Raw genomic sequence first — 25,537 nt, forward strand, 5'->3', positions numbered from 1 at the left:
CCGTTCATGGTGACCGGTCGCGGTCAGCCGCCCTTCGGCCACCGAGGGACGACGCGGGACCCGGCACCGGCCGCCGCCCCGCCACGGCCATGACGCTCCGGCGACCGGTCGCGGTCAGCCGAACGCCAGCCTGGTGAGTGCCGTGACGACCACTCCGGCGACGATCGCGAGGAGCATCGGGGCGCGCCGCAGCCGGGCACCGGTGACCGTGGCCAGGCCGAGCAGCAGTGGCCAGTCCAGCCCGCTCCACCGCGGGCCCGCCACATTGATGACGACGAGACCGGCCAGCAGCACCGGCGCCAGGAGCGCGATGACGCCGCGTGCCGCCGCGGGCAGTTCCCGGTCCCCCAGCACCGCGGGACCGGCCGCCTTGAAGGCGAAGCTGATCAGCGCGACGCACACGATGGCCCACCACAGGTTCACGACCGGTTCCCGTCCTTCTTGGCGCGCAGCCCGAGCAGGGCGGCCGCGCTCGATCCCAGGAGCGCGATCCCGGCCGGTACCAGGAGGATCAGACCGGCGGCGAGGGAGGCGCCGAGTGCCGCCGCGACGCGGGCCGTTCGCGGTCCGCGCAACTCGTCCAGCAGGAGCAGCAGGAAGAAGGCCGGGAAGACGACGTCGAGGCCGAGCGTCTCCATCAGCCCCTCCGGCGGCGCCGCCACGACGCCCAGTGCGGTGCCCGCCACCCAGGCGGGCCACTGCACGACGGTGGCGCCGAAGAGCTTGTAGCGGTCGAACCGGCCGCCGCCCAGGTGCGCCGCCACCCAGGAGCCGTCCACCACGGCCTGACCCTCCAGCGCCCGGCGTATCCGGCCGCCCCGGAGGTCACCGGCCACGGCGACACCCATCGGGATGAAACGGCCGTTGATCAGCGCGGCCGCCGCGATGGCCGTCGGGACGCCTCCGCCGCCCGCCAGCGCGGTGGCGAGCGCGAACTGCGCCGACCCGGAGAAGACGATGAGCGAGCAGACGACCGGAGCGAGGATCCCCCAGCCCTCCGTGCGGGCGAACGCCCCGAAGGTCACGGCCAGGACGAACCCGGCCGCGGCCAGTCCCACGCCCACTCTGACGCCCGCGAGGAAGCGCTGCCGAGGGGTGCCACCGACCGCCTCCGGTGCCGTCGGGCCGGTGTGCTCTGGGGGTTGTTCCCGCTCCATACGCCGCACCCTAACAGTCATATGGCGTAATGAGCATTAGGTGGGGGACGGAGGAGACATGGAGGAGACAGCGCCGGCTCTGATCGGCGGGCACGTGGTACTGGACTTCGCCAACACGGTCGCGTGGCGGCTCGACGAGCGGCGCGCGGCCGACCGCATGACCGGTCCCGGTGCGCTGCTCGCCTGGGCGGGCAGGAGCGGCCTCCTGGAAGCGGACCGGGTCGGCGTGCTCCTGCGCGCCGCCGACGAGGACCCGGCCACGGCGGCACACGCGCTGGACGCGGCGCGGCGGCTGCGGACCGCGCTGCACCGTCTGCTCGACTCCGCCGTGGACGGCCTGTCCCCGCGCCCCGAGGACCTGGCGGTGGTACGCCGCGGCTTCCTCGACGCCTGGCACCGGGCCGGCTGCGCCCCGGACCTGCCGCTGCGCCCGGAGCTGGTGGCGGCGGCGCCCGGCGACGTCGTGCACCTGCTGGCGCTGGGGACGGCGGAGCTGCTGTCCGCGCCGCTGACCGGGCTCCGGCGCTGCCAGGGGGCCGGCTGCGGCTGGTTCTTCCTGGACCGAAGCCGGAGCCACACCCGGCGGTGGTGCCGGACGGACGACTGCGGCAATCGTGAACGGGTGCGGCGGCATTACGCGCGCTCCAGGGCGACCCCGGACGACGGCCCCTCGGCGGGCTGACCCGAACGGCACGGGCCCGGTCCCCGGCCGGGCCCGTGCGGCTCACCCAGCCGGAGCGGGGGTGAGGACGACGAACTCCGCCCCGGCCGGGTCGTGGCACACCGCCAGCCGGCCGACGCCCTCCGCGTCCTCGGGTCCCATGGCGACCGCTCCGCCGTTCTCCCTGACGAGCGCGACCGTGGCATCGCAGTCGGCGGAGCCGAAGACGGGGTGCCAGTACGGACGGACCTCCCCGGACTCGAACATGCCCGGCACCGCCATCAGTCCGCCGAACATCCGCTCCGGCGGGCAGTCCTTGGGTGTGAGCATCGTGTAGGTGCCGCCGCCGCCCGGGAGCTCCATGTCCTGGCCGGTCCAGCCGAGGACGGTGCCGTAGAAGGTCTGCGCCGCGGTCGCGTCGGAGGTGTACAGCTCGATCCAGCCGAGGCTGCCGGGGGCGTCGGTGAGCTCGACGCCCGGGTAGGAGCCGGGCTGCCAGAGCGCGAACTGGGCGCCCTGCGGATCGGTGAGCTGGGCGAACCGCCCCTCCTCCGACGCCTCGGACGGCGGGGTGCGCACGGAGCCGCCGGCCTGTTCGGCGGCCTGGACGGTCGCGTCGATGTCGGCCACGTGGAAGTAGATCATCCAGGCGGACCGGGCCCCCTCCTCGGTGAGTGGCCCGACCGCGCCCACCACCTTGCCGTCGAGCCGGAACGACTTGTACGCGCTCGTCTCGTCGAACGCCTGGGCCTGCCAGCCGAACACGGCGCCGTAGAAGGCGGCCGCCGCGTCGACGTCGGGTGCGCCGAGGTCGAGCCAGCAGGGGGAGCCGGGGACGAAGTCAGTGGTGATCACGCGTTTCCCTTTCTCCGGGACTCGGCCGGCTCCCGCCCGGGTCCGGGCGTCGTCGGGGGTCCCGGGTGCTCTGCGGTCTCGGGTGCCGCGACCGCGCGGACCGCCACGGGTTCCACGCGGTCCCGCGCGACCAGCCTGGCACCGGGCGGGCGGGACCGCGACGCGGCGGACGCCACGGCCCGTACGGTCCGGTCACCACGAGGCCGCCCCCGCCGTCGCGGTGAAGGGACGCGGCCGGGGGGCGGCGGGGCGCCGCCGTCCGGGACCGCGCCCCGGTGCCCGGGCGGCGGCGGCGCTGGGCCCACCGCGCCGGACGATAAGATCCAGCCACTTGTGGCCGTATGCGCGAGAGGGGTCCACCCCCACCGGGCGTGCCACCGTTCTTCAGATTTCCCGGGGAGGGACCCTTCTTGCCTGGCTACACCCGTGTGCGCGGGCTTCTCGGCGCTATGGCGCTCGTCATGTCCATCGCCGGTTTCGCGCCACTTCCGGCGTCCGCCACCACTCCGCGGGCCGTCGACCCGGGACAGCGGCTCGACATCACTCCCCACTGGCGGACGCAGCCGAGGAGCGAGCGGGTCGCGGCCGTCGACAGCCACGGCTATGTGCACTCGTCCGAGCCCAGCGACGGAAGCGCCGTCGAACCCTTCCGGTGGACGAGCTTCACCACCGGCGAGAGCACCCCGCTCGGGCACTCGTACGAGTTCGGCGCCCATGGCACCGGCTCGGCCCATGTGTACGAGGAGCGTTCCTTCGACGGGCGCTACATCCGTGACATGGTCGGCGGCACGGAGCGGCGGCTGGACCTCCCCGAGGACCTGTACTTCCGGGGGCTGGTCGGCGGCACGATGCTGCTCCAGCAGGCCAAGGCGCCCGGCGACTGGTCCGGCACCAGGGCCTGGCTGCTGGGGCGGGCCGACGATCCGGCGGGCGCCCGCCCGGCGATCACCGGCTGGCCCGAGGGTGCCGACCTGCAAGGGGCCCGGCTGGTGGCCGGTGACGACCGGGTGGCGGTCCTCGCCTTCGACCACGACGAGCACCAGTACGACGCCACCGCGCTCGGGGTCGTGGACCTGGCGTCCGGCCGGATGACGGTGATCGACTCCCCCGTGTACGACGCCGGCGGCACCGCCGCCGCGGTCGCGGTGAGCCCGGACGCCCTGGCCTGGGTGGACGACAGCCGTCAGGTGCACGTCCGCGACCGCGCCGCGCTGGAGGGACCGGAGCGGACCTTCCCGCTGCCCGCCGACCTCAGTGCCACCCGTATCGGGCTGGTGGGCGGCTGGATCCTCGCCTCCGAGGACACCGGTGACGCGAACACCCCGCTGGGGCGGGGCCTGGTGGCGCTCTCCGCCGACGGTCTGCAGCGGCACCTCCTGCTGGACGGCTCCGAGGACCGGGTCGTCCAGATCACCGCGGGCGGGGCCGCCGTCGTCGGCGGTACCTCCTCGACCGACTGGCACCTGCAGAAGGTGACGGCCGGCGCGGACGGGGGCGTACCGCGCACCGAGAAGCTGCGCCGGGTGGCTCCGGTCGCCGGCGGCGTCGACGCGCTCGCCCTGAGCGCCGGCGTCCTGACGACCGTGGAGCGGGAGGGCCCGCACGGCGCCGGTTTCTACACCCGCGCCCTGTCCGCCGGCCCGGCCCCCGACCGGCAGGCCGCCCCGGTGTGGATCGGCCGCGAGACGGGCCGCCCGTACGACACCACGCCCTGCGGCCGGCAGGACTGCGCCAGGCTGTTCGGCAGCGGTGACGGCCGCGCCGTCCACGAGGTCCGCACCCTGGAGACCTCGCCGCAGGTGGAGATCGTCGGCCGGCGCTCGGCGGACCAGGCCGACCGGGCGTCCACCGGCACCGCCCAGGGCACGCTCGTGGACTCCTTCGGCCGGTACGCGGTTGTCCAGACCGGCGGCCCGCTCCACCCGGGCACCGTGCACACGGGCGAGCGGACGCTCGTCGTGGACCTGGAGGCCAAGGCCGGCGCGTCCGTCGTCCGGCAGCTCCCGCAGACGGGTGCGGCGCTGTGGGGCAACACCCTGTACACGGGTTCGGCGGCCGGCAGCGTCTCCCGCACCGACCTGCCCACCGGCAGGGACCTCGGCGTGGTGTCCACCGGGACCTCCTGCCTGCCCACCGAGCTCCAGGTCACCGGCCCCTGGCTGTACTGGGCCTGCGCCTACTACAACCAGCAGGGGGTCGTCGACCTGCGCTCCGGCACCAGGATCGCGCTCCCGGCGGGCTCGCACACCGGAGGACTCCTCGGGGACGGCTTCTTCGTGGACAAGCGGGCACCGGCGCTGTGGCTCACCGACTTCCGCACCGGTACGCCGGTCTCCCGCCGTCTCGCGGACGTCGACCCCACGTACGCCCACCGGAACCAGGCGTGGAGCGTCGACCGGTTCGGTGGCGGCATCGCCTACAAGGACACCGCGAACCTCATCCACGTGGTGCCCAGCGGCGTGCCGACCTCCCCGCTGACCGCCGTCACGTCCACCGCGCCCGCCGCCTTCGCCGCGAAGGACGCCTGGCGCCCGTCGTGGTGGCTGTCCAAGCCCGCGGCCTCCTGGCGGCTCACCGTGAAGCACAAGGCGACCGGCGCCGTGGTCCGCGCCCTCGCCGGTGGGGAGACCCGGGGACCGCTCAGGGCCGTCTGGGACGGCAAGGACAGCCAGGGGCGGCTGCTGGAGAACGGCCCGTACGCCTGGAGCCTCGTGGCCGTCCCCGCGGACGGGCAGGGCGCGAGCCTCACGCTGGGCGGCACGGTGCAGCTGGCCGGCGGCACGGCGCCCCGCCGTGACCACGCGGGCCCGTCGGGCCTCCCCGACACGGTCGCCGACCTGGTCTCGCTCAGCTCCTCCGGAGCCCTGGCCCTCCACCACGGCAACGGCACCGGCGCACTGGCCGGTGCCACCACCGGCGGCGGCTGGCCGACCACGGTGGTGGCGGTACCGTTCGGTGACCTGAACGGCGACCGCTGCAACGACGTGCTCGTGCGGACCCCCAACGGGGAACTGCGCGGCCACCGGCCCGCCTGCGGCAAGCCGCTGACGCCCACCACCCCGTACACCTCCCTGGGCACGGCGTGGGCGCAGTTCAACGTGCTGACGTCGCCGGGCGATCTGACCGGCGACGGCCGTCCCGACCTGATCGCGCGACAGACCACGACCGGTGACATCCACCTGTACGCGGACAACGGCGCCGGCGGGCTGAAGGCGCGCGGCCGGATCGCGGCCGGCTGGAAGGGCTACCGGGCGGTCCTCGGGGCCGGCGACCTCAACGGCGACGGCGCCGGTGACCTGCTGGCCGTCGACGGCGCCAACACGTTGTGGCGGTTCGACGGCACGGCCGCCGGCACGCTCAAGGCCCGCGTGCAGGTCTTCGGCGGCAACTGGGCCGCCGGGCGCAACACCCTCATCGGCGTCGGCGACCTGAACAAGGACGGCAGGGCCGACCTCCTCAGCCGCAACACCGCCGGTGACCTGCTGCGCAACTACGGCAACGGCGCCGGTTCCTTCGGCGGCACCGTCAAGATCGGCAGCGGCTGGCAGAACTACAAGGGCCTGTTCTGACCCACCGCCGCGGGTGGCCGGACGGCCGTCGGAAGGCAACGCCCGCGGCCGGCCGGCCGGCCGCGGGTGACCTCCTCCGCCCCTCGCCGGCGGGCGGCGACCGGCGGGACGCCACCCGCGGCCCTTCCTGCCGCCCGCGCTCAGGGGCGGTAGCGCAAGGGATGGTCGGCGGGTACCTCGGTCAGCACGATGCGGTGGCCGTCCGGATCGGCGATCCACATCTCGATCAGGCCCCACGGTTCCCGCAACGGCGGCCGCAGCACACGCACACCGCGCCCGGAGAGCTCCTCATACGCCGCCGCGCAGTCGGCGACCTGCAGCCAGAGCCGCAGGGTGGCGGTCGGCGGTTCGTCCGCGCGCCCGGACACCTCGAGGAAGCCGCCGCCGAGGAAGTAGACCGTCCCCCGCTCCGGCCCGGTGCCGAACTCGCGGTAGACGGACAGCCCCAGGGTCTGCCCGTAGAAGGTCCTGGACGTCTCTGGATCCCGGGGCCTCAGCAGGACCCGGCTGCTCAGTACGTGCACCATGGGGGCGACCCTACGGGGCCGGCGAGGCCCGCCCCGACGCGCGGGGCGTGGTGCTGGCGGTGCACGGCGGGGTCGGGACGGCGTTGATGCGGGGCCAGGTCGACGCCCGGACGGAGAAGGCGTACCGCGACGGCCTGGCCACGGCGCTGCGCGCCGGGCAGCGGGAGCTGCGCCGGGGCGGCACCAGTGTGGACGCCGTGGCCGCGGCGGTGCGGGTCCTGGAGGACGACGAGCTGTTCAACGCCGGCAAGGGGGCGGACCTGGCGGCCGGCGCGGTCGCCGGGGTGCGCGGCGTGCGGAACCCCGTGTCGGCCGCGCGGCTGGTGATGGAGAAGTCACGGCACGTCCTGTTGGCCGGGGAGGGCGCCGACGACTTCGCCGCACGGCGCGGCCTGCCCATGGTGACGCAGGACCACTGCTGGACGCAGAAGCGGTGGGACGCCCTGATGAAGGCCAAGGGGCGGACTGCGGACGGCTCCCCCGGGCGGCGGCCCGCCGGCGCGGGGGACGACGCGCAGGCGTACGGAACCGTGGGGGCCGTCGCGCTGGACCGCCGGGGCGACCTGGCCGCAGCGACCTCGACCGGCGGTACGACCGGCAAGGCGGCCGGCCGGGTGGGCGACTCTCCCGTCGTCGGGGCGGGTACGTACGCCCGGAACGGCACGGTCGCGGCGAGCGCCACCGGCCACGGTGAGGTGTTCCTGCGCGGCGCGGCGACCGTGACGATCTCCAACCTGATCGAGTTCGGCGGCCGGGACGTGGCGTCCGCCGCGTACGAGGTCCTCGTCCGGCGGCTGCCCGCGCTGGGCGGTGACGGCGGGGTGATCATGCTGCACGGCCTCCTGGACGAGTCGCCACCCCGGGTGTGACCGGCCGCGCCGGTCCGGCGTCCGAAGGAGCGGCGGGACGGCGGGACGCCGGAAGCGGGCGATGTGCAGGTGTCCGGGCGGGGACCGTCACGCACCCCGTCCGGACACCTTCGACGCTACGCCTCGGTCAGCGGTCCGGGGAATCCCCATCCGGCCCGCGCCGCGTACGCTGCCGGTGGGGAACCCGCCCGCCGGGTAACCGCGCACGCGGCCCGGCCCGCCCGCTCCCCTGGGCCGGGAGCGCGGTGCCGTCCGTGCGGATGGCGCCGCCGGGGCCGGCCGGGGTCGGCGGCGACCGCGTGGGGCCTGTTCGGCCGGGAGGCTGTCGTGAGGGACGTCGTACTGCCCGCCGGTGTCGTCGAGTACGACGACACCGGCACAGGGCCACCGGTGGTGCTGCTGCACGGCCTGCTGATGGACCACACCCTGTGGGACCGGGTGATGCCACTGCTGCCGACGGGATTCAGGTACCTGCGCCCGGTGCTGCCGCTGGGAGCCCACCGCCGGCCGATGAACCCGGACGCCGACCTCACGCTGCCCGGGCAGGTACGGCTCGTCGCCGACTTCCTCGACGCCCTCGGTCTGGAGGCCGTCACCCTGGTGCACGCCCACTGGGGCGGGGCGCTCTTCCTCACCGCCCACGGCCTGGACCGGCGCGTGGCCCGGCAGGTGATCCTGCCGTGCGAGGCGTTCGGCAACTTCCCGCCCGGCCTGCCGGGCAGGATGGTGGCGCTGGCGGTCCGGCTCCCCGGTGGTCTGCGGTTCGCCGCCCGCCAGTTGCGCATCGGCCCGCTGCGCCGGCTGCCCCCGCTGTTCGGCTGGATGGCACGGCGGCCGCTCCCCGACGACCTGGTCCGCCGCTGGACCGAGCCGCTCCTGCGCGACCCCGGTGTCCACCGTGACCTGCTCGCCTACTGCCGGGGGCCGTTCGACGAGGAGCGGCTCGTCCGGGACACCGAGGCGCTGTCCGGGTTCACCGGCGACGCGCTGGTGCTGTGGTCGCCCGACAACCGGGTGATGCCGCCCGAGCACGGCCACCGCCTGGCCGCACTGCTGCCGGCGGCGCGGTACGCCGAGGTGCCCGGCGCGTACGTGCTGTCGATGCTGGACGACCCGGAGACGGTCGCCCGGGAGGTCGGCCGGTTCCTGACCACCACGTCCACCGGGCAGGGAGGGGCGGCAGGGACCGGGCCACCCCCCGAAGGACCCAACCGGTGACGGGCCGCCGGGTGCCGATCCGCGGGCCCCGGCGCACGGCGGCGGCCCACTCCCCGGGCCCGCGCGGGCCGGGCCGGCCCCCGGGCCCCGGGCGTCCGGCGGGTGGGCTTCCGGATGCGGGGACGGGCCGGAGACCGGACCATCGTCCGAGGAGGGCCGAACCGGTCGGCCCGTCTCCCTCCTGCGAGGCCGCCATGGCGTCCCAGCACCGTACCGGTGCCGCGCACCCGGACGGATCCGGCCGGACCGAGACCGCGCACCTGCTGCGCGAAGCGGCGCTGGAGGTCGCACAGGCCGCGCAGTCGGTCATGGGCGCCGCCACGCGGGCCAGTGCCGTGCTCGCCTCGCCCCGGCTGGCGCGGTCCAGCGTGCGGCACCCCGGGTCCGGGATGGCCGCGCAGTGGGCGCTGGTGCGCGCCCTGACCCGCGACGCCGGTCTGGGGTTCGCGCTCCGGGCGCCGCAGGGGCCGCTGAAGCGGATGGGCCAGGCCGGTGCGGTCTGCGGGCGGGAGAGCCTGGCGAACCGCGTCGCCGTGACGTCGCTGCGGCTGCGCGCCTCGGCGGTGCTGCTGGAACACCCCGAGCTGGGACGGGACTCGGGTATGCGGCGCCTGATGGACGCCGTGACCGAGGACCACGACGTGGACGCGCTGCGGGCCCTGCGGGCACTCCTCAGGGACCAGGGGACGGAGCGGGCCATGTCGACCCTGGCGCCCCTGCTGGCCGAACTGTCGGCCATCCGGGCGCTGCTGGACGAGAATCCGCTCAATGACGAGGTCGGATGGCAGATCGCCACCGGCGAGGCGCTGCACGCCGATCCGTGGCTCGGGCTCTCCTCCAGGCACCTCTCGGCCTTCGACTCCGGTGAGGGCGCCGCGACCCCGGTCGTGCTGGCGGAGGACGACGCCCGGTCGCTCGCCGCGCACGGCTCCCTCATGGGCTTCCTCCGCAACATCGCCCTGCTGGGGACCAGCGGCCGCGTCCTGATCCAGGACGTGCGCGGTCCGGACGGTGTGGTACGCCATGTCCTCCAGGCCCCCGGCATGGCGCCCGGCAAGCCGCGCAACGACTCCCCGCAGGACTTCGTCGGCGCGTGGAGCAACCTGTTCGACCCGGAGTCGCCCTACACGCGCGGCATCCTGCTCGCCATCGACGAGTACGGGCTGCCCGCCGGGGCCGAGCTGGCCCTGATCGGTCACAGCGAGGGCGGCATCGCCCTGATGAACCTGGCACAGAACAGCGAGTTCTGCCGGCGCTTCCGGGTGACGCACGTGGTGGCCGTGGGCTCCCCCATCGACAACAAGAGACCGGCCGACCCCCGCACCTGGGTGGCGTCCGTCACCAACCAGCACGATCTCGTACCCACGCTGGACGGCAGAGGAGCCGGCTCCGGCACGGTGTTCACCCCGCACCCGGACTGGTACGAGGTCAATTACATCGACCCCAGCCACGAGTTCCCGCTGTGCCACTCGATCGGGAAGTACATCGACAACCTGGAGACCGACCTCCCGGACGCGCGGCGGGACATCGACGAGGCCCTGTCGCCCTACCGGGGGCGGGTGACGCGCTCGCGGGCCTTCCAGCTCAAGGACCGTGCCAACCCGCCGCAGGGCTATCCGCTGATGGCCGTGCCGGTCACCCCGGTGGCCACGTCGGCCGGACCGGTCGAGGCGCCCGTGCGCTACTACGACTCGACCGCGGTGACCGCCTTCTTCGCCGTCAGCCCCGGGGCGGCGGCCGACCTGCTGTCCGACGCCTCCTGGATGGTCCCCACCCGGTTCGGGCGGCGGGTGCTGGTCGCGCTCTCCGCGTACGAGCACCGCTGCGTCAGCCTGGGCCCCTACAACGAGTTGAGCCTGGCCGTGCTCGTGAACGACCTGTGGCGGCCCCGTGGCTACGATCTGGCGCGCGACCTGCTGCGCCGCGCGGACACCCGCCGCGTCGGCCGCCAGGTCACCGCCGTGGCCGTGACCACCCCGGAGGCCGAGGCGGTCAGCCGGGAGCTGTGGGGCCAGCCGGCCCGGACGGCCGGTGTGGAGGTGCGGCTGGCGCGGAACCGGCTCAGCACCGTACTCGGGGAGGCCGGGCGTCCGCTGCTCCGGTTCAGTGGCGACCTCGGCCGCCCGGTGACGGCTCCGCACATCGACTCGGTTCTCTACGGCCGGCCGGCCGACGCCACCCTGCGCACCCTGGTGCACTGCGCCGGGCGGCAGCGGCTCCACATGGCGCCCCGGGCTCGCCTGCGCTGCGCCCCGCCGGGGGCCGGCGACGAGCCGCCCCTCGTACGTCAGGTGCGCTCGCTCGGCCTGGACGGCGCGAGGCCGCTGTTCGTGCTCAGCGCGCCCAGGTGCCGGGCCCGCCGTGGGGCCGGCGCCCAGTTGCCCCGGTGACACGGCACCGCGGATCCGGGGACCAGGACCGCGGAACCGGTGATGGCCCGCGTCACCCACGAAAGCGCCGGGAGGAGACCGTATGACCATCGACGCCGTGCGCGACCAGCGACTGGACGCGCTGGAGGAACGGCTGCGGGCCGAGGCGGAGGCACTGGCCGGGGCCGCGGAGCGACTGCTGGCGCAGGCGGCCCGGCTGGAGGGCCGGCCGCAGGTACCCGACTGGTGCGTGCCGACGCTGCGCCGGCAGGCGCGGTCCTGCCGGGCGGCCACCGAGGATCTGCTCGCGGCCGCGGCCTCGGTGCGCAGGCACGCGGAACGGGCGACGGGTGGCCCCGTGGGACGGGGCGGGGCCGGCGGCCCGCTGACGGCCGAGGGCCGCGCGGGCTGACCCGCCAGCGGGGGCCCGGTGGTGCCCGGCGCCGGCCCGCCCATCCGGGCCGGGTCAGGGCGCCCGGAGCACCAGTGCGGTGTTCTGGCCGCCGAACCCGAACGACGTGCTGAGGGCGGTGCGCATCCGGGACCGCCGGGGCCGTCCGGTGACGACGTCCAGCTCCGCACCCGCTTCCTGGCGCCGCAGATTGGCCGTCGGGGGGATCACGCCGTGCCGCAGGCTCAGCACGGTCAGGGCCGCCTCGATGGCACCCGCGGCACCCAGCGCGTGGCCGATGACGCTCTTGTTGGCGGTGACCGGCGGGTCGTGCCGGAAGAGGCGCCGCAGCAGCCGTGCCTCGGTGGCGTCGTTGAGCGGGGTCGAGGTGGCGTGCGCGTTGACGTGGTCGATCTCCCCGGCGGCGCAGCCGGCGTCGTCGAGCGCGGCCAGCACCGCGGCACCCGCGCCGCGCCCCTCCGGATGGGGGGCCGCCGGATGGTGGGCGTCGGCGCTGGCTCCGTAGCCGGCCAGGTAGCCGTGGACGGCGGCGCCGCGCCGGTGTGCGTCCTCGGCCCGTTCCAGCACCAGGACGGCCGCGCCCTCGCCGGGGACGAAGCCGTCCCGTTCGGTGTCGAAGGGCCGTGAGGCGGCGCCCGGATCGCCGCGGCGGGCGGACATGGCGCGCATCTGGCCGAAGCACGCCGCCGTCATCCGGCTGCGGGCCGATTCGCTCCCGCCCGCCAGCACGATGTCGCAGCGCCCGGCCCGCAGCAGGTCCAGGGCCGTCCCCAGGGCGGTGGCCCCGGAGGCGCAGGCGCTGCTGGTGGTGAAGTTGACGCCGTGCGCGCCCAGGTCGAGCGCCACCTCGGCGGCCGCCATGCTGGGCACACTGCGGGTGATCTGGAGGGGCGAGACACGGTCGCTGCGGTCGTCGCGCAGGAGCCGGAAGGGCTCCTCGTACGAGTGCAGGCTGTTGCTGCCCACTCCCAGGACGACCGCGACGCGTTCGGCGCGCCACTCCCCCGGGTCCAGACCGGCGTCGTTCACCGCCTGGCGCGCGGCGACCACGGCCATCTGGGCGTACGGGTCGAGGCGGCGCGTCACCGCGTGGCCGAGGAGCGCGCGGACCGGGTAATCGGGGACGGCGCACGAGAAGTTGGTCCGCAGCCCGGCGAGGACGGGGTCGGGACGGGCCGTCGACGCGCCGCGGAGCATGGTCGCCCATGACTCCCGCGGGCAGGTTCCCGCCGGTGACAGGAGTCCGATGCCGGTGACGGCGGCGTCGCGGTTACTGGGGTCCAACAGGACACCTCCGGCAGACAGAGGACGGGCCCGATGACCGCCGCCGGCCCGCGCGGGCGGGCCGGGCTGCGAGGGGGGCGGGCGGCGGGCGCGCCGGTGTGGACGGGTGGGGTGATGGGACGGTGCTTGCCTATCACTGCACCGGCCCGCCGCGGCGCCACCGGAACGCCGCGACACACCGGCCGACCGGTCCGTTCACTCCGGTGTGTGACGTCCACGGGTCCGGGACCCGTCGGCGGGTGCGCCGCCGGCGGGGCCGGCCGGGGCGAGGCGACGGGCGGCGAGGCGGGTGCGGTCCGGCCAGCGCACGTCATGGGCCCAGCCCAGGCGTTCGAAGAGCCCGATGAGCGCGGCGGTGGCATCGAACTGGCCGCGCAGCGCGCCGTGCCGGGCGCTGGTCGGGTCCGCGTGGTGCAGGTTGTGCCAGCCCTCTCCGAAGGTGAGCACGGCCACCCAGCGCACATCACGGGACTGGTCGCGGCTCGCGTAGTGCTGCGGGCCGAACGCGTGGGCGACGGAGTTGACCGACCAGGTGACGTGGTGGACCAGGGCGTAGCGGACGAGACTCCCCCAGAAGAACGCGGTGGCCGCCCCGTACCAGGACATGGTGCACAGTCCCGCCACCAGCGGTGGCAGCGCCAGGGACACGGTCACGGTGAGCCAGTACCAGCGGTCCAGGCGGCTGATGTCGGGGTCGTGCAGGATGTCGGGCGCGTAGTGGGCGATGTCGGCGCGGCGCCGTCGCGCGAACCAGCCGATCTGCGCGTGCCACAGGCCCTTGACCAGGGCCCGGCGTCCGGTGCCGAAGGCCCACGGTGAGTGCGGGTCGCCCTCCCGGTCGGAGAACTGGTGGTGGCGGCGGTGCTCGGCGACCCACAGGGAGACCGGGCCCTCCATGGCCAGGCCACCGGCCAGCGCGAGGGCGATCCGCAGCGGCCGTGCCGCCTTGAACGACTGGTGGGTGAAGTGCCGGTGGTAGCCGGTCGAGATGCCCGCGATGGACACCACGTACATGCCGAGGCCCAGGGCCAGGTCGAGTGGGCGGGCGCCCCACTCCCAGGCGACGGGCAGGGCGGCGGCGAGGAACACGAAGGGCAGGATGATGATGCCGACCAGGTAGCCGGTGTACTCCCCGCCGGTGACCTGGACGGTGGCTGCCGGGCGGCCGGCGGGCGGGGTTCCGGTTCCGCCTCCGGGCGCGGCGGTCACCGGGCGGTTCCGGCGCGCCGGTCCGGTCGGCGCGGGTGGCGCGCGCGGTGCCGTGCGGGGGCTTCCGGGGCCCTGGAGGGGCCCGGGTCCGGCGTTCCGGCCCGTGCCCCGGGGGCCGGCCCCGGGGTGGGTGCCACACACACGGGGGGCGCCATGGATGGTTCGCCTCGTCGGAGCATGCTGACTGGCCTTCCTGTCTCTGCCGGGGCCGGTCCCCGGCCCCCATGCTGGGCGGTCGCCCGGGCGGCGGGACGGCGGCGCGCGGCCGGGCCGGTGGACCGGGCGGATCATTCACACCGCCGGCGTGACCGGGGTGCGCCGGGGGTCCCGTCGTGCCGTAATGGGCGAAACACCCGCCGGCGGCCGTTCGCGCCGCCCTGCCACGTCTGGGTAGGCACATGGACTTCCTCGCGGCGTACGACGCCATCCCCGAGTCCGAACCGGCGCGGCGTGTCGCGCTGCTGCGCCGGCACATGAAGGGTGACGGGCCGGCCCTCTTCGCCGAACTGCGCGCCGGGCGTCCCGTGTTCGCCACCCCGGCGGGCGTCTTCGTCACCCGTATGCCGGACGTGGTGGAGGTGCTGTCCACGCCGGACGTCTTCACCGTGGGCGCGTACGGACCGGTACTGGAGGAGGTGCTGCACGGGCCGTTCATGCTCGCCCGGGACGGTGCCGACGTCCACTGGCACGACCGCGGCCACGGGCAGCTCATGCTGCCGGCCGAGGACTTCGACCCGGTCCGCCGGCTCACGGCCCGGCTCGCCGACAGCGCGCTCGACCGGGCGGTGACGACGGCGCGCGGTGAGGGCCGCACCACGTTCGACTACATCCAGGAGTACTCGGCGCCGGTCGCCGCCCGTATCGCCGTGGAGTACCTCGGCTTCAGCGGCGTGCCGGAGCGGACCCTGCACGATCTGTCCCGCAGGGTGCAGTGGGCGGTCTTCGCCAACCCCGGCCGGGACCCGGAGGTGCACGCCTCGGGCGTGGCGGCCGGCAAGGAACTCCACGACCTGGTGGCCGGCGTCATCGCCCGGCGGCGGGCCGCCGCCTCGGCGGACGCCGGTCCGGAGCCGGCGGACGTACTCGGCCGGATGCTGCGGACCGTGCTCCCGCCGGGTACGGGCCGGGAGATGGACGACGAGCGCGTCAACCACCAGTTGGCCGGTTACCTCATCGGATACCAGCAGAACGCCACCCAGTGCGCGGCGACGGCGCTGAAGGAACTGGCCGCGCGGCCCGAGGCGCTGGCCGAGGCGGAGCGGCTGGCGGCCGAGCCCGACACCGGGTCCGCGTCCGAGCCGGCGGCTTTCGACGGATACGTCTGGGAGGCCCTGCGCTTCCATCCCTTCGTGCCGTCGACACCGAGGCTGTGCGTACGGAGCCACGTCCTGGCGGCCGGGACCGAGCGCGAGACCCGTCTGGCGGCGGGCACGGTGGTCCACGCGGCCATGGCATCGGCGATGTTCGACGAGGCGGTGGTCGAGGATCCGTACGCCTTCCGTCCGGACCGCACGCCGGTGCACAACATGGTGCTGGGCCACGGGGCGCACGACTGCGTGGGCAAGTACCCGGCCCGTGCGATCCTCCCGGAGATGGTGCGGCGGGTGCTGCTGCGGCCCGGCATCAGGCCCCTGCCGGGGCCGGAGGGAGCGATGGACTACGCCGGCACCCCCTACCCCCAGCACTACACCGTGACCGCGGGCAGCGCGCCGTCCCCCCGGAGAGCAGGCAACGGATGACCACCACCTCCCGCACGGCGCACGGGCCGGCCGGCGACGGCCGCGACCCCTCCCGGGACGGGCTGCGCAACCGCGTCGAGTCGCATGTCCTGACGCACTACGCACCGCTGTGGCGGACGGTCCAGAACAACCGGTGGCTGCACCGCAGGGCGAACGCCGTACTGACCGACCTCGCCATCCTGAAGGCACCTCCGCGCCCCCACCCGCTGAGCACGATGGCGCCGTACACCTCGTGGCCCTCGCTCACCGACCGCTCCTACGTGGGCCGTCACCTCCCCCCGGATCCCGCGGCGCACCCCGGGCGCCCCGCGCCGGAGCAGGCGGCCGACCTCTTCCGCCGCGAAGGCGCCGGCCGGAGCTGCGCGCGTTCGACCGCGCTGCTGCCCGCCTTCGCCCAGTGGTTCACCGACGGCTTCCTGCGCGGTCACGGCCGCGACGGCGACGCCCGGCGCACCGACTCACCGCACACCATCGACCTGGTGCAGCTCTACGGGTCGGACGCGGAAGTGACCTCCTGCCTGCGGGAGTTCGAGGGTGGGCGGCTGAAGAGCCGCACCGTCGGCGGTGGTGAGTTCCCCCCGCTGCTCTGCGAGAACGGGCGGATCAAAGACGAGTTCGGCCCGCTGCGGCCGGCCCGGTGGGAGGACGTGCCCGAGCCGATGCGCGACACCGTGTTCGCCACCGGCGGCGACCGGGCGCACGCCCACATCGGACCGATGCTGGTGAACGTGCTGTTCCTGCGCGAGCACAACCGGATCGCGGGGCTGCTGAGCAGGGCCCACCCGTCGTGGGACGACGAGCGGGTGTTCCAGACGACCCGCAACGTCCTGGTGGTGATGACGATCCGGCTGGTGCTGGAGGAGTACATCAACCACCTGACCCCCTACCACTTCCGGTTCATCATGGATCCGCTGCGCACGGTCAAGGCGGCCTGGCACCGGGAGAACTGGTCGACCATCGAGTTCAGCCTGGTCTACCGCTGGCACAGCCTCATCCCGTCCAGCTACCGGATCGGTGGCAAGGACGTGCCGCTGCTCCACACGCTGGCCAACGGCCGGATCGTGGAGGAGCGCGGTCTGGGGCCGCTCTTCGACGACCTCTCCCGCCAGCCGGCCGGGCGGATGGGGCTGTTCAACACCGACCCGCTCCTGCTGCCCATCGAGGCCCACAGCGTCGTGGTCGGCCGCGACCTGCGGGTGGCCACCTACAACGACTACCGGGAGCACTTCGGGTTCCCCCGCGTCACGGACCTTCGTCAGGTCTCCGGCGACCCGGCGGTGCGCGAGGCGCTGCACGACATGTACGCCGATGTGGACGAGCTGGATCTGTACGTCGGGATCTTCGCCGAGGACAGCCGGCACGGCAGCCTGTTCGGCAATCTGCTCGGGCGGATCATCGGCATCGACTCGTTCTCGGAGGCCCTCACCAACCCGCTGCTGTCCCCGAGACTGTTCACCCCGGCCACCTTCTCCCCGGAGGGACTGGCCGTCCTGCGGCAGACCCGTTCCCTGTCCGACATCGTCCACCGCAACGTGCCGGAGGGGGACGGGCGGTACCTGGTCTCCCTGGGGGTGAAGTACGCCAAGGACGCGCCGGGCGGCCGGGAGGGCTGAGCGCGCCCGACGGCCCCCCGGCCGGGGCACGGCGGGCAGGCCGGGCGCGTTGGCAGCGCCACCGGCCGGCCGGTGCGCGGGCCACGGCCCGCGGGGTGGCGCCGCCCCGCCTACCGTGCTTCCGCGGTGAGGTCCACCCACGCCGTGGCGGCGTCGCCCTCCTGGACGAGTTCCACACCGATACCGGCGGCGAGGGCCCGGACAGCCGTGTTGTCCGGGGTGGTGCGCAGGAACAGGGTGTCGAACCCGCTGCCGCGGGCGCGTTCCAGCAGGCCCCTCACCACCGCCCCGCCCACTCCGCGACCCCGGTGGGACCGCCCGATCCACACTCCGGCCTCGACCGCGCCGGCGGCCGTCCCCAACGGGCACAGCCGGGCGGCTCCGACGACCCGCTCCCCCACGACGACGGCGAAGGTGCTCTCCACGGGCTCGGCCGCCAGTGATCGCGACTCGTGGAACCGGACGAACGCCGCCCGGCGCCCGGGGGTCCAGCCACCGGGACCCGGCACCGGCGGCATCACCTCGGCGGGATCGGCGTCCTCGACGGCCGTCCGGAGCAGTGCCATGAGCAGGGCCCGGTCGAGGGGCCGGAGTGTGACGTCGGAGCGCATGGCGGCATCCTGCCACCGGCTGCCTCCCGGTGGGGCGGCTGGCCCCACCCTGCTGCCCGGAGCCCGCCGTCCGTCGGGGGCCGGGCGGTAGGGGGCGGCCACGCCGCGCCCCCGGCGGCGAGGTCACCGTGAGGGGTGGCGGCGGCGCACCCAACGCCCGTTGGAACTCGGTTTTTGAGTGGCCGTCAGCTTCTGGCGGGCCCGCTGGGGTAGCTTGGTACGCCCCGATCCGCGGTCCCGCGCCCCGGCAACCGCCCGCCCCGGTGGCCGGCGCTCCGCACCGTGCCCCGATGGCCCGTCCGTCTCCGCCCAGCCGCCTCCGAAGGAGCTCCGCCGTGGCCCAGCAGTCCACCCCGATCGTCCTCGACCCCGCCGGCGCCGACCGGCACGCCGAACACCGGCTGCTGCGCGCCCAGGGCGCCGCGGCCCGTGTCGACGTCCTCGGCGTCCCGGCGTGGTCCGTGACCGACCCCGCCCTGCTGAAGTCCCTGCTCACCAGCCCGGACGTGTCCAAGGACGCCCGCCGGCACTGGCCGGCGTTCGACAGCGTCGTACCGCACTGGCCGCTGTCCCTGTGGATCGCGGTGAACAACATGTTCACCGCCTACGGCAGCGACCACCGCAGGCTCCGCCGGCTGGTCGCCCCCGCGTTCGCCGCACGCCGGATCGCCGCGCTGAAGGTGACCGTCGGGAACATCGTCACCCGCCTCGTCGACGATCTGGAGGCCGTCCCGCCCGGTGGGACCGCCGATCTGCGCGAGCGCCTCGCCCACCCGCTGCCCATCGCCGTCATCGGCCACCTCATGGGACTGCCCGAGGAACGGCGCGAGAGCTTCCGCGCGCTCGTCGACGGGGTCTTCGACACCACGCTCACCTCCGACCTCGCCGCCGCGAACGCCGAGCGGCTCTACGGCGTCCTGGACGACCTGATCGCCGCCAAGCGCGCCCAGCCGGGTGACGACATGATCTCCCTGCTGATCACGGCCCGCGACGAGGACGGCGACGGATCGGCACTGGCAGAGCACGAGCTGCGCGACACGCTCCTGCTGATGATCAGTGCCGGCTACGAGACCACCGTCAACGTCATCGACCAGGCCGTCACCGCGCTGCTCACCCACCCGGAACAGCTCGGCCACGTCCGCTCGGGCCGCGCCGACTGGAACGCCGTCGTCGAGGAGACCCTGCGCCACGAGCCGGCCGTCAAACACCTGCCCCTGCGTTACGCACTGGCCGACATCCCCCTCCCGGACGGGCGGACCATCGCCAGGGGCGAGGCGATCCTCGCCTCCTACGCCGCGGCCAACCGCCACCCCGGCTGGCACGGTCCCGACGCCGACACCTTCGACGTCACCCGGGTCACCAAGGAGCACCTCGCCTTCGGGTTCGGCGTCCATTTCTGCCTGGGCGCGCCTCTCGCCCGTCTTGAGGTCGCGGCCGTCCTGGAGGCGTTCTTCGACCGCTTCCCGGAGGCCCGACTCGCGGTGCCGGCCGAGGACTTGCGGCCCGTCGCCTCGCTGATCAGCAACGGCCACCGGACCCTTCCGGTGCGCCTGCGGCCCGCGACCGCCTGACGCTCACGGAAGGGCGGCTCCGCCCCGGCCCTCACCGGCCCGCGCGCCACACCCGCACCCGCGCCACACCCAGGCCCGCACCCATCCGCACCCGCGCCCGCCGGTACGCACACGCAGGCGCCGCGTCGGGGCTTCGTGTGCCCCGCGCGGCGCCGCTGGTTCATCGCCGGGCAGCCGTGCCCGCGCCGGTCACCGTCTGCGGGCGCGGCCGCCCCAGCCGCCTCCGATCCCGGCGACGTGGAGAGCCAGCAGCGTCAGACCGAGCAGCATGACGTTGCCGGAGGAGGAGACGTCGTTCGTGGTGATGTCGGCTGCGTTGATCAGGAACGCGATGAAGAACAACACCGCCGCGGCGATACCGAGCATGAGGAGCTCCCTTCGAGTGGTGCCACCCGTGTGCCCGCCCTGCACGCGCTCAGACCACGCGGCGCGAAACGTGCGCCGCGGTCACCGGTCCGCCGCCGGCGCGCCGGGTGCCGAGCGTGCGGGGGCGGTGCCCGGGAGGGGCCCGGCACCCGGGTTCCACCGCCCGGCCGGTCAGTTCGGCGGTGCCGTGGCGGGCCGCCGCAGCAGGCGCAGCCCGGTGGCCGCGGCGAGCAGGGTCACGCAGGCGGTGAAGACCAGCCCGGCGGTGCGCAGGCCCAGCCACATCGTCAGCGCGCCCACGCCGACGACCGGCAGGGAGATGCCCGTGTAGGCGACGACGAAGAACGAGGAGACGGTGGCCGCCCGGTGGGCGGGCGGGGCCGCGTCACCGACCGCCGTCAGCGCGGCGCGGAAGGCGAGGCCCTGGCCCAGTCCACCGCAGACCGCGCCGAGCACCAGGAGGGGCAGCGCCCTGAACCACAGGGAGGAGCCCACCAGGAGGAGACCCGCCACCAGCACCAGGCAGCCGAGCGGCAGGGCGGTGGCGACCGGCACACGGCCCGTGAGCGACTGTCCCGCCGTGGAGGCGAGGAACACCGAGAAGACCACCAGTCCCGAGACGGCCAGGTTGGCCGTGCCGAGGGTCTGGGAGACGAAACTCGGTGCCACGGCGGTGAACAGGCCGAGGAGCGAGAACCCGGCGAAGGCGGCGAGCGCCGAGGGAGCGAAGACACCCCGCGCCCGCGCCGGTACGTACAGGCCCTGTGGCCTGGGCCGGACCCGGGCCCGGGCGCCGGGGACCGTCTCCGGCAGCAGCAGGACGATGACGCAGGCCACTACGAGCAGCACCAGATGGGCCAGGAACGGCAGGGAGAGCGGCAGCGGCGCGTACTGCGCCAGCAGCCCGGCGAGCAGTGGTCCGCAGCCGAGGCCGCCCATGTTCGCCGCGGTCGCGGCGAAACCCGCCCGGGACCTCTGCTCAGGACGGGCCAGTTCCAGCACCGTGACGGTGCCGGCTCCGCTCAGCAGCCCGGCCGAGAAGCCCGACAGCAGCCGGCCGGCGAAGAGGAACGGGAGCCCGCCCTCGCACAGGAAGCACACCGCGCTCACCGCGGCCAGGCCGAGTGCGCACAGCAGGACGGGGCGCCGGCCGGCCTGGTCGGAGTGGTTTCCCGCCACCAGGAGGGTGACGATGACGCCCACGGCGTAGGTGGCGAAGACCAGCGTCACCATCAGCTCGGAGAAGCCCAGTTCCTCGCGGTACAGCCCGTACAGGGGTGTGGGGAGGGTCGTGCCGGCCATGCCGATGGCGAAGACGACCGCCGCCGCCGGGTGACCCGGACGCCTGCCGTGGTGTGGGCCGCGCCGGGTCCGGGGGGAGGTACGGGTCATGACGATCACACTATGGGCAGCCGGCCGGCGGACGGGGACGACGAGCCCGGCGGGTACCGCGGGCGGGGACACGGGGCGGTGAGCGCGCTGGGCGGGCACACCGTCAGGGAGGGGGTGTTCCGGTATCGCGGCGCCGAGCTGCGGTACGAGGACGCCGGCCGGGGGCCGCTGGCGGTGTACGCGCACGGCGGGTTCGCCGGCCGGGCCGCCGAGGACCGGGCGGGCCTGTTCGACTGGACGCCGGTCCTGGACGCGGGACGGCGCCTGGTCCGCTGGGACGCCCGGGGGCACGGCCGGTCCACGGGCGAGCCGGTCGACGGCGACTACACCTACGCCTCGATGGCCGACGACCTGTTGGCCCTGCTCGGCCATCTGGGCGCCGCCCGGCCCGTCGACGCCATGGGCGCGTCGATGGGGTGCGGGACGGTGCTGCACGCCGCTGTCCGGGCGCCGGAGCGGTTCTCCCGCCTGGTGCTGCTCATCCCGCCGACGGCGTGGGCCACCCGGGCGGCTCACGCGCGCCGCAACCGGGAGTGGGCGGACACGATCGAGCGGGACGGGGCGGGTGCCTGGCACACCGCCAGGATGAGCGGGCCGCGTCCCGCCGTCGTGGCCGGGCTGCCCCGGGTCGTGCCGACGCCGGCCGAGCGGGTACTGCCGTCCGTCCTGCGCGGCCTGGCACTGTCCGACCTCCCCGCTCCGGAGGCGATCGCCGGGCTGCGCCGGCCGGGCCTGGTGCTGACCTGGGCCGGCGACCCGGGCCACCCCCTGTCGACGGCACGGGCGCTGGCGGGGCTGCTGCGCGCCGAGCTGCATGTGTCCAGGACAGCCGCCGATGTCCGGACGTGGGGGGAACGCGTCGCGGGGTTCCTGTCCCGCCCGGCGTCGTGACCAACCCGGCCGGCTCCCACCCTGCTCGGGATCCTCGAACACCTCGAGGACAGCTCCCCGATGGGGGCCTGGGCGCTGGACCGGCTCGGCCGGTTCACCGGTCTTCCGGGGCTCGACTCGCTCACGCGGGGCGTGTCATGCAGTACGCGATCCCCGAGCACCTGAAGAGCGCTGGTGGCGGATCAGGGCGTACAGGGCAGCCGACCCCGCCACCGCGCCGCTCCGCCGGATCCCGGCCGCGCTGTTCCGACTCGGCGCGCTGCGCGCACCCCGTGGTCAGACCGGCCAAGAGTCCTCCGGGTCGTCCAGCCAGGCCCGGTGGCCATCCGGGGCCACGGTGAGCCCGAACCGCGTGACGTCCGGCGTGCCCCGAGCTCGCCACCACTGGTAGGCCGCTTCCACCTCGTCCCAGAGTCGGCGCGGGCCGGACTGCCAGACCGTGGCCTCCGCCCGTCCGTCCCGGAACATCGCGCGCGCCCATGACCGGTCGCCCACCCCGTAGAACCACACGGGGCGTGCCCCGTCTCTCTTCGGCGCGATCATCTGCACGCAGTGCCGGACGCGCAGGCCCAGCACGAACGGCAGGGTGGTGTACTGCCCGGTGACGAACGCGGCTTCCCCCACGTCCGTGGTGGACTTGTCGGCGCGGTCCGTGGCGTCCTCACCGACGTACTCCGCGTGCACGGGGGCCGTTAGCCGCTGGGCGCGGAGCTTCATGAACTCCACAAGCCGGGTGAAGCGCCCCTCGGCCCGCCCGTCCGTGACCGTCAGGCGCGCCACCGCGTCACCGTTGTCGAAGTCGGTTCCCCACGGGGCGACGATCAGCCCGCCGGGCCGCGTCTGCTCGATCCAGGCGGGCGGAACCTTCCGCAGTCCCACCGTGGCGAGGACACGGTCGTACGGGCCTCCCGCCCCGTGCCCGGCGAAGCCGTCCCCGACGACCACCTCCGGATACAGTCCGGCCCGGCACAGCCGCTCCCGGGCATGGGACGACACCGCCGGGTCGACCTCGATCGTGGCCACCCGGTGCGCCCCGCAGCGGTGCGCCAGCGCGCCGGCCGTTTCACCGGTGCCCGTGCCCACGTCCAGCACCCGCATGCCCTCATCCACCGCGAGGTCACCGAGCAGGGAGTAGACGACCGACGGCATGGACGAGGAACTGGTCGACAGCCTGCCCGGCTCCCGGCCGGTGTGCTTGCCGTCGTCCCACTGCGTCACGATCGGGGTGTTGCTGTCGGCCGCCGCGTACCAGGTGCCCGGATCCTCCGCCTTGTCGACGGCAACGCTGGTACGGCGCTCGGTGTCGTACGGCCACATGAGGTCGGGCAGGAACAGCGCCCGGTCCACGGCCGCGAACGTCGGGCCCCAGCCCGAGGCGAGCGCGCCGGACTGCTGGAGTGCGCGCCCCAGCTCCTTTCGGCCGGGGCGCGTCGCCTGTACGTCGGTACCCATTGATCAGCCCTTGGGCAGGTTGGGGACACCCGGGCCGCCGTCGGGGGTCGGCGCCGGATGCGGGCCGGGGTAGGGCTCACCGGGCAGCCTGTCTCCGCCGTCGGCCGCAGTGGCAGTGGTCAGGTTGAACATGTGCTTCTCCAATCGGTTGACGTTGACGTTGACGTGTCTGCGTCCACCCGGCCGCCACCGTCACCCGGCGACCAGGGGTCTTGCCCGCCCCCGGCGGGGAAACCGAACCCCACGGGGGAGCTTCGCCACGTCCCGGCGGGGGCGGAATCCAGGGGGAAAGCGTGAGCCGATGATCGGTCGAGCCCTGCTGACGCGCCGCGCGCAGCGCACGGGCACGCCGGGCCTGTTCGGCGTTGCGGGTCTTGACGCCCCACACCCCGGACATCTGCGACAGCCACCCCTCCACAGCAGGAGCGAGACGACTTCCTGGGCCAGTGGCACCTGAGCGCGCTCCACGCGGCTGAGGGTGGAGCCGTCGCGCCGGATGTATCGGGCGGCGTCGTGCCAGCGCACGTGGGTGGCTCGGCGCAGGGCGCGGAGGTAGGTGCCGACGATGAGGTCACCGGGGGGCGGCGCGTCCTCGAACGCGGACGCCACGGTGGTGTGGGTCATGGGCGATCCGATGATCAGAGGCGGTAGCCGTGCAGGGTGAGCGGTTCCAAGCGCTGGCGCAGGAGTCCGGGGTCGGTCAGGGCTCCGTCACCGGCGGGTGGGTAGAGCCAGGTGCGGCCCCGGCTGGTCTCGCCGGGGATGGGGCAGCGCAGGGTGGCGCCCCGGCCGGCGCAGACCGTGTAGGGCAGCGGTCGCCACACCGCCGCGGTCCCGGCCGGGACAAGGAACTCCACGGTCTGGCGGGGCTGGCAGTGCAGCACCGGGCCGAGCGTCACCGTGGCGGCGTTGGCGAGTTGGTCGAGCACGGGCAGGCCGAGGCGGTCCACGACGCGCAGGACGTCGAACCGGACGCCGAGGGGGATCTCGGCGAGGCGGTCGGCGGTGTCGGCCCACTCGGCGTGGATGATCGACGGCAGATCCGTGACCGACGCCAGCCACGCCGCGCCCGGGTGCGCCGGCCCCGGCCGGGGCCGCACCGCGAATCTCCGCCGTGCCACCGGTAGCCGAGTCACCGGGTCACCACCAGTCGGCAGCGAGGGCACTGGCACTTCGGGTATCCGAAGAACGGGGGCGGCCCGGTGGTGGCCGGGTCCACCGTGGTCTGCGGGTGGGTCACCTCACGGGTGCCGTCGGGGCGAACCCGGTACACCCTGATGGTCATCACCGGCCGGCCTCCGCACCGGAGTGGGAGCTGGGGACCAGGACAAGGAACGCGGCGTGCTCGGCGAGCCACTGCCGAAGACGGGTCTGCTCGCTGCTGGCGCTGCCCGCGTGCTCGCTCAGCGCCACCACGCCCTCAGCACGACCACTGGTGATCGCCGCCCGTACGGCGGTCCACTGGGTGCGGCTGTCGGCCGGCGTGCGCAGAGCAGAGGGATCGCACACCACGGCTGCCACGTCCCAATCCCGGGCGGCGGCGAATCCGCTCAGGTCGGTCAATGTCTGGGTGGCTGTCCGCAGGGGGTCCTGGGTGCACACGTAGAGGACCACCGCACTGCGGCCGACTGCGGCGTCCTGAAGGCGACGCCGGCGCACCGACTGCGGCGTCCTGTGAGCCTGTACCGATGTCTCGGGCATGTGGTAACGGTCCCGCTACGCAAAGTCGTCGTACAGCAGCGTGGCGTACGACTTCCGGAACCCGGGCACGG

24 protein-coding genes and 1 pseudogene are annotated in these 25,537 nt (G+C 74.9%); 11 read left to right on the top strand and 14 right to left on the bottom strand.

What is annotated here, in order from left to right:
- Positions 1–114: 114 nt before the first annotated feature.
- Together AB0H53_RS23130 and AB0H53_RS23135 are read right to left on the bottom strand one after the other, a co-directional pair.
- On the bottom strand, positions 115–423 hold the full coding sequence (locus AB0H53_RS23130) for an AzlD domain-containing protein (RefSeq protein ID WP_362116428.1): 309 nt from the start codon (positions 421–423) through the stop codon (positions 115–117).
- Positions 420–1,157 carry an AzlC family ABC transporter permease gene (locus tag AB0H53_RS23135; protein WP_362116431.1) on the bottom strand — a complete coding sequence of 246 codons (738 nt, stop codon included), beginning with the start codon at positions 1,155–1,157 and terminating at the stop codon, positions 420–422. Before AB0H53_RS23135 ends, AB0H53_RS23130 begins: the two co-directional genes overlap by 4 nt.
- A 58-nt stretch (positions 1,158–1,215) precedes the next feature.
- Here AB0H53_RS23135 and AB0H53_RS23140 point away from each other — a divergent pair, with 58 nt between their 5' ends.
- Positions 1,216–1,839 (top strand): CGNR zinc finger domain-containing protein, encoded by a 624-nt coding sequence (locus tag AB0H53_RS23140; protein WP_362116434.1) that lies wholly within the window; start codon positions 1,216–1,218, stop codon positions 1,837–1,839.
- Positions 1,840–1,881: 42 nt separating this feature from the next.
- Here the strand turns inward: AB0H53_RS23140 and AB0H53_RS23145 are convergent, their stop codons facing one another.
- Positions 1,882–2,673, bottom strand: coding sequence for a VOC family protein (locus tag AB0H53_RS23145; protein WP_362116437.1), 792 nt, complete (start codon positions 2,671–2,673; stop codon positions 1,882–1,884).
- Positions 2,674–3,134: 461 nt separating this feature from the next.
- On the opposite strand from AB0H53_RS23145, the gene AB0H53_RS23150 reads away from it, so the two are divergent.
- Positions 3,135–6,242 (top strand): FG-GAP-like repeat-containing protein, encoded by a 3,108-nt coding sequence (locus AB0H53_RS23150; protein ID WP_362116440.1) that lies wholly within the window; start codon positions 3,135–3,137, stop codon positions 6,240–6,242.
- A gap of 140 nt (positions 6,243–6,382) precedes the next feature.
- On the opposite strand, the gene AB0H53_RS23155 is transcribed toward AB0H53_RS23150, so the two are convergent.
- The gene (locus AB0H53_RS23155) at positions 6,383–6,769 is read right to left on the bottom strand and encodes a VOC family protein (protein WP_362116443.1); all 387 of its coding nucleotides are present in this window, start codon (positions 6,767–6,769) and stop codon (positions 6,383–6,385) included.
- A gap of 47 nt (positions 6,770–6,816) precedes the next feature.
- Here AB0H53_RS23155 and AB0H53_RS23160 point away from each other — a divergent pair, with 47 nt between their 5' ends.
- The 4 genes from AB0H53_RS23160 to AB0H53_RS23175 all read left to right on the top strand — a co-directional run bounded on the left by AB0H53_RS23160 (position 6,817) and on the right by AB0H53_RS23175 (position 11,637).
- Positions 6,817–7,638, top strand: coding sequence for an isoaspartyl peptidase/L-asparaginase (locus AB0H53_RS23160; protein WP_362116446.1), 822 nt, complete (start codon positions 6,817–6,819; stop codon positions 7,636–7,638).
- A 327-nt stretch (positions 7,639–7,965) separates the two neighbouring features.
- Positions 7,966–8,856 (top strand): alpha/beta hydrolase, encoded by an 891-nt coding sequence (locus AB0H53_RS23165; protein ID WP_362116449.1) that lies wholly within the window; start codon positions 7,966–7,968, stop codon positions 8,854–8,856.
- Positions 8,857–9,050: 194 nt separating this feature from the next.
- The gene (locus tag AB0H53_RS23170) at positions 9,051–11,246 is read left to right on the top strand and encodes an acetoacetate decarboxylase family protein (RefSeq protein WP_362116452.1); all 2,196 of its coding nucleotides are present in this window, start codon (positions 9,051–9,053) and stop codon (positions 11,244–11,246) included.
- An 82-nt stretch (positions 11,247–11,328) separates the two neighbouring features.
- A complete protein-coding gene (locus AB0H53_RS23175; protein WP_362116455.1) occupies positions 11,329–11,637 on the top strand; it encodes a hypothetical protein in 309 nt (102 codons plus the stop codon).
- A gap of 54 nt (positions 11,638–11,691) precedes the next feature.
- On the opposite strand, the gene AB0H53_RS23180 is transcribed toward AB0H53_RS23175, so the two are convergent.
- Together AB0H53_RS23180 and AB0H53_RS23185 are read right to left on the bottom strand one after the other, a co-directional pair.
- Complete coding sequence (locus AB0H53_RS23180) at positions 11,692–12,921, bottom strand: beta-ketoacyl-[acyl-carrier-protein] synthase family protein (protein WP_362116458.1); 1,230 nt, start codon at positions 12,919–12,921, stop codon at positions 11,692–11,694.
- Between the two features lie 195 nt (positions 12,922–13,116).
- A complete protein-coding gene (locus tag AB0H53_RS23185) occupies positions 13,117–14,130 on the bottom strand; it encodes a fatty acid desaturase (RefSeq protein WP_362116461.1) in 1,014 nt (337 codons plus the stop codon).
- Positions 14,131–14,528: 398 nt separating this feature from the next.
- Between AB0H53_RS23185 and AB0H53_RS23190 the strand changes: the two genes are divergently transcribed.
- Entirely contained in the window at positions 14,529–15,869 is a 1,341-nt protein-coding gene (locus AB0H53_RS23190; RefSeq protein ID WP_362116464.1) for a cytochrome P450, read from the top strand.
- Entirely contained in the window at positions 15,866–17,482 is a 1,617-nt protein-coding gene (locus AB0H53_RS23195) for a peroxidase family protein (RefSeq protein ID WP_362116467.1), read from the top strand. The genes AB0H53_RS23190 and AB0H53_RS23195 overlap by 4 nt, the downstream gene beginning before the upstream one ends.
- A gap of 110 nt (positions 17,483–17,592) precedes the next feature.
- On the opposite strand, the gene AB0H53_RS23200 is transcribed toward AB0H53_RS23195, so the two are convergent.
- Positions 17,593–18,093, bottom strand: a complete 501-nt coding sequence (locus AB0H53_RS23200) for a GNAT family protein (RefSeq protein ID WP_362116470.1) — start codon at positions 18,091–18,093, stop codon at positions 17,593–17,595.
- Between the two features lie 335 nt (positions 18,094–18,428).
- On the opposite strand from AB0H53_RS23200, the gene AB0H53_RS23205 reads away from it, so the two are divergent.
- Positions 18,429–19,664 (top strand): cytochrome P450, encoded by a 1,236-nt coding sequence (locus AB0H53_RS23205; protein ID WP_362116473.1) that lies wholly within the window; start codon positions 18,429–18,431, stop codon positions 19,662–19,664.
- 189 nt (positions 19,665–19,853) lie between these two features.
- Here the strand turns inward: AB0H53_RS23205 and AB0H53_RS23210 are convergent, their stop codons facing one another.
- Together AB0H53_RS23210 and AB0H53_RS23215 are read right to left on the bottom strand one after the other, a co-directional pair.
- The gene (locus AB0H53_RS23210; RefSeq protein ID WP_362116476.1) at positions 19,854–20,030 is read right to left on the bottom strand and encodes a hypothetical protein; all 177 of its coding nucleotides are present in this window, start codon (positions 20,028–20,030) and stop codon (positions 19,854–19,856) included.
- Positions 20,031–20,201: 171 nt separating this feature from the next.
- The gene (locus tag AB0H53_RS23215; RefSeq protein WP_362116479.1) at positions 20,202–21,422 is read right to left on the bottom strand and encodes an MFS transporter; all 1,221 of its coding nucleotides are present in this window, start codon (positions 21,420–21,422) and stop codon (positions 20,202–20,204) included.
- Positions 21,423–21,434: 12 nt separating this feature from the next.
- On the opposite strand from AB0H53_RS23215, the gene AB0H53_RS23220 reads away from it, so the two are divergent.
- A complete protein-coding gene (locus tag AB0H53_RS23220) occupies positions 21,435–22,313 on the top strand; it encodes an alpha/beta fold hydrolase (protein ID WP_362116482.1) in 879 nt (292 codons plus the stop codon).
- Positions 22,314–22,328: 15 nt separating this feature from the next.
- Positions 22,329–22,480, top strand: a pseudogene (locus AB0H53_RS23225) (DUF2236 domain-containing protein); the annotation flags it as partial.
- A gap of 109 nt (positions 22,481–22,589) precedes the next feature.
- Here AB0H53_RS23225 and AB0H53_RS23230 read toward each other — a convergent pair.
- The 5 genes from AB0H53_RS23230 to AB0H53_RS23250 all read right to left on the bottom strand — a co-directional run bounded on the left by AB0H53_RS23230 (position 22,590) and on the right by AB0H53_RS23250 (position 25,466).
- Positions 22,590–23,765 (bottom strand): methyltransferase domain-containing protein, encoded by a 1,176-nt coding sequence (locus tag AB0H53_RS23230; RefSeq protein WP_362116485.1) that lies wholly within the window; start codon positions 23,763–23,765, stop codon positions 22,590–22,592.
- A 3-nt stretch (positions 23,766–23,768) separates the two neighbouring features.
- Positions 23,769–23,897: a hypothetical protein gene (locus tag AB0H53_RS23235; RefSeq protein WP_362116488.1), complete on the bottom strand. Its 129-nt coding sequence runs from the start codon at positions 23,895–23,897 to the stop codon at positions 23,769–23,771.
- Between the two features lie 506 nt (positions 23,898–24,403).
- Positions 24,404–24,886: a hypothetical protein gene (locus tag AB0H53_RS23240; RefSeq protein ID WP_362116491.1), complete on the bottom strand. Its 483-nt coding sequence runs from the start codon at positions 24,884–24,886 to the stop codon at positions 24,404–24,406.
- An 11-nt stretch (positions 24,887–24,897) separates the two neighbouring features.
- Positions 24,898–25,050, bottom strand: a complete 153-nt coding sequence (locus AB0H53_RS23245; RefSeq protein WP_362116494.1) for a hypothetical protein — start codon at positions 25,048–25,050, stop codon at positions 24,898–24,900.
- Entirely contained in the window at positions 25,050–25,466 is a 417-nt protein-coding gene (locus AB0H53_RS23250) for a hypothetical protein (protein WP_362116497.1), read from the bottom strand. Before AB0H53_RS23250 ends, AB0H53_RS23245 begins: the two co-directional genes overlap by 1 nt.
- Positions 25,467–25,537: the final 71 nt, after the last annotated feature.

This window comes from Streptomyces sp. NPDC050856 (genome assembly GCF_040653855.1).
Lineage (GTDB): Bacteria > Actinomycetota > Actinomycetes > Streptomycetales > Streptomycetaceae > Streptomyces.

Bases quoted from the DNA above. Each gene is read 5' to 3' on its own strand.
- AB0H53_RS23135 (WP_362116431.1), bottom strand. From the start codon at position 1,157: ATGGAGCGGGAACAACCCCCAGAGCACACCGGCCCGACGGCACCGGAG.
- AB0H53_RS23140 (WP_362116434.1), top strand. From the start codon at position 1,216: ATGGAGGAGACAGCGCCGGCTCTGATCGGCGGGCACGTGGTACTGGAC.
- AB0H53_RS23150 (WP_362116440.1), top strand. From the start codon at position 3,135: ATGTCCATCGCCGGTTTCGCGCCACTTCCGGCGTCCGCCACCACTCCG.
- AB0H53_RS23155 (WP_362116443.1), bottom strand. From the start codon at position 6,769: ATGGTGCACGTACTGAGCAGCCGGGTCCTGCTGAGGCCCCGGGATCCA.
- AB0H53_RS23170 (WP_362116452.1), top strand. From the start codon at position 9,051: ATGGCGTCCCAGCACCGTACCGGTGCCGCGCACCCGGACGGATCCGGC.
- AB0H53_RS23175 (WP_362116455.1), top strand. From the start codon at position 11,329: ATGACCATCGACGCCGTGCGCGACCAGCGACTGGACGCGCTGGAGGAA.
- AB0H53_RS23190 (WP_362116464.1), top strand. From the start codon at position 14,529: ATGGACTTCCTCGCGGCGTACGACGCCATCCCCGAGTCCGAACCGGCG.
- AB0H53_RS23195 (WP_362116467.1), top strand. From the start codon at position 15,866: ATGACCACCACCTCCCGCACGGCGCACGGGCCGGCCGGCGACGGCCGC.
- AB0H53_RS23200 (WP_362116470.1), bottom strand. From the start codon at position 18,093: ATGCGCTCCGACGTCACACTCCGGCCCCTCGACCGGGCCCTGCTCATG.
- AB0H53_RS23210 (WP_362116476.1), bottom strand. From the start codon at position 20,030: ATGCTCGGTATCGCCGCGGCGGTGTTGTTCTTCATCGCGTTCCTGATC.
- AB0H53_RS23215 (WP_362116479.1), bottom strand. From the start codon at position 21,422: ATGACCCGTACCTCCCCCCGGACCCGGCGCGGCCCACACCACGGCAGG.
- AB0H53_RS23220 (WP_362116482.1), top strand. From the start codon at position 21,435: ATGGGCAGCCGGCCGGCGGACGGGGACGACGAGCCCGGCGGGTACCGC.
- AB0H53_RS23230 (WP_362116485.1), bottom strand. From the start codon at position 23,765: ATGGGTACCGACGTACAGGCGACGCGCCCCGGCCGAAAGGAGCTGGGG.
- AB0H53_RS23235 (WP_362116488.1), bottom strand. From the start codon at position 23,897: ATGTTCAACCTGACCACTGCCACTGCGGCCGACGGCGGAGACAGGCTG.
- AB0H53_RS23245 (WP_362116494.1), bottom strand. From the start codon at position 25,050: ATGACCATCAGGGTGTACCGGGTTCGCCCCGACGGCACCCGTGAGGTG.
- AB0H53_RS23250 (WP_362116497.1), bottom strand. From the start codon at position 25,466: ATGCCCGAGACATCGGTACAGGCTCACAGGACGCCGCAGTCGGTGCGC.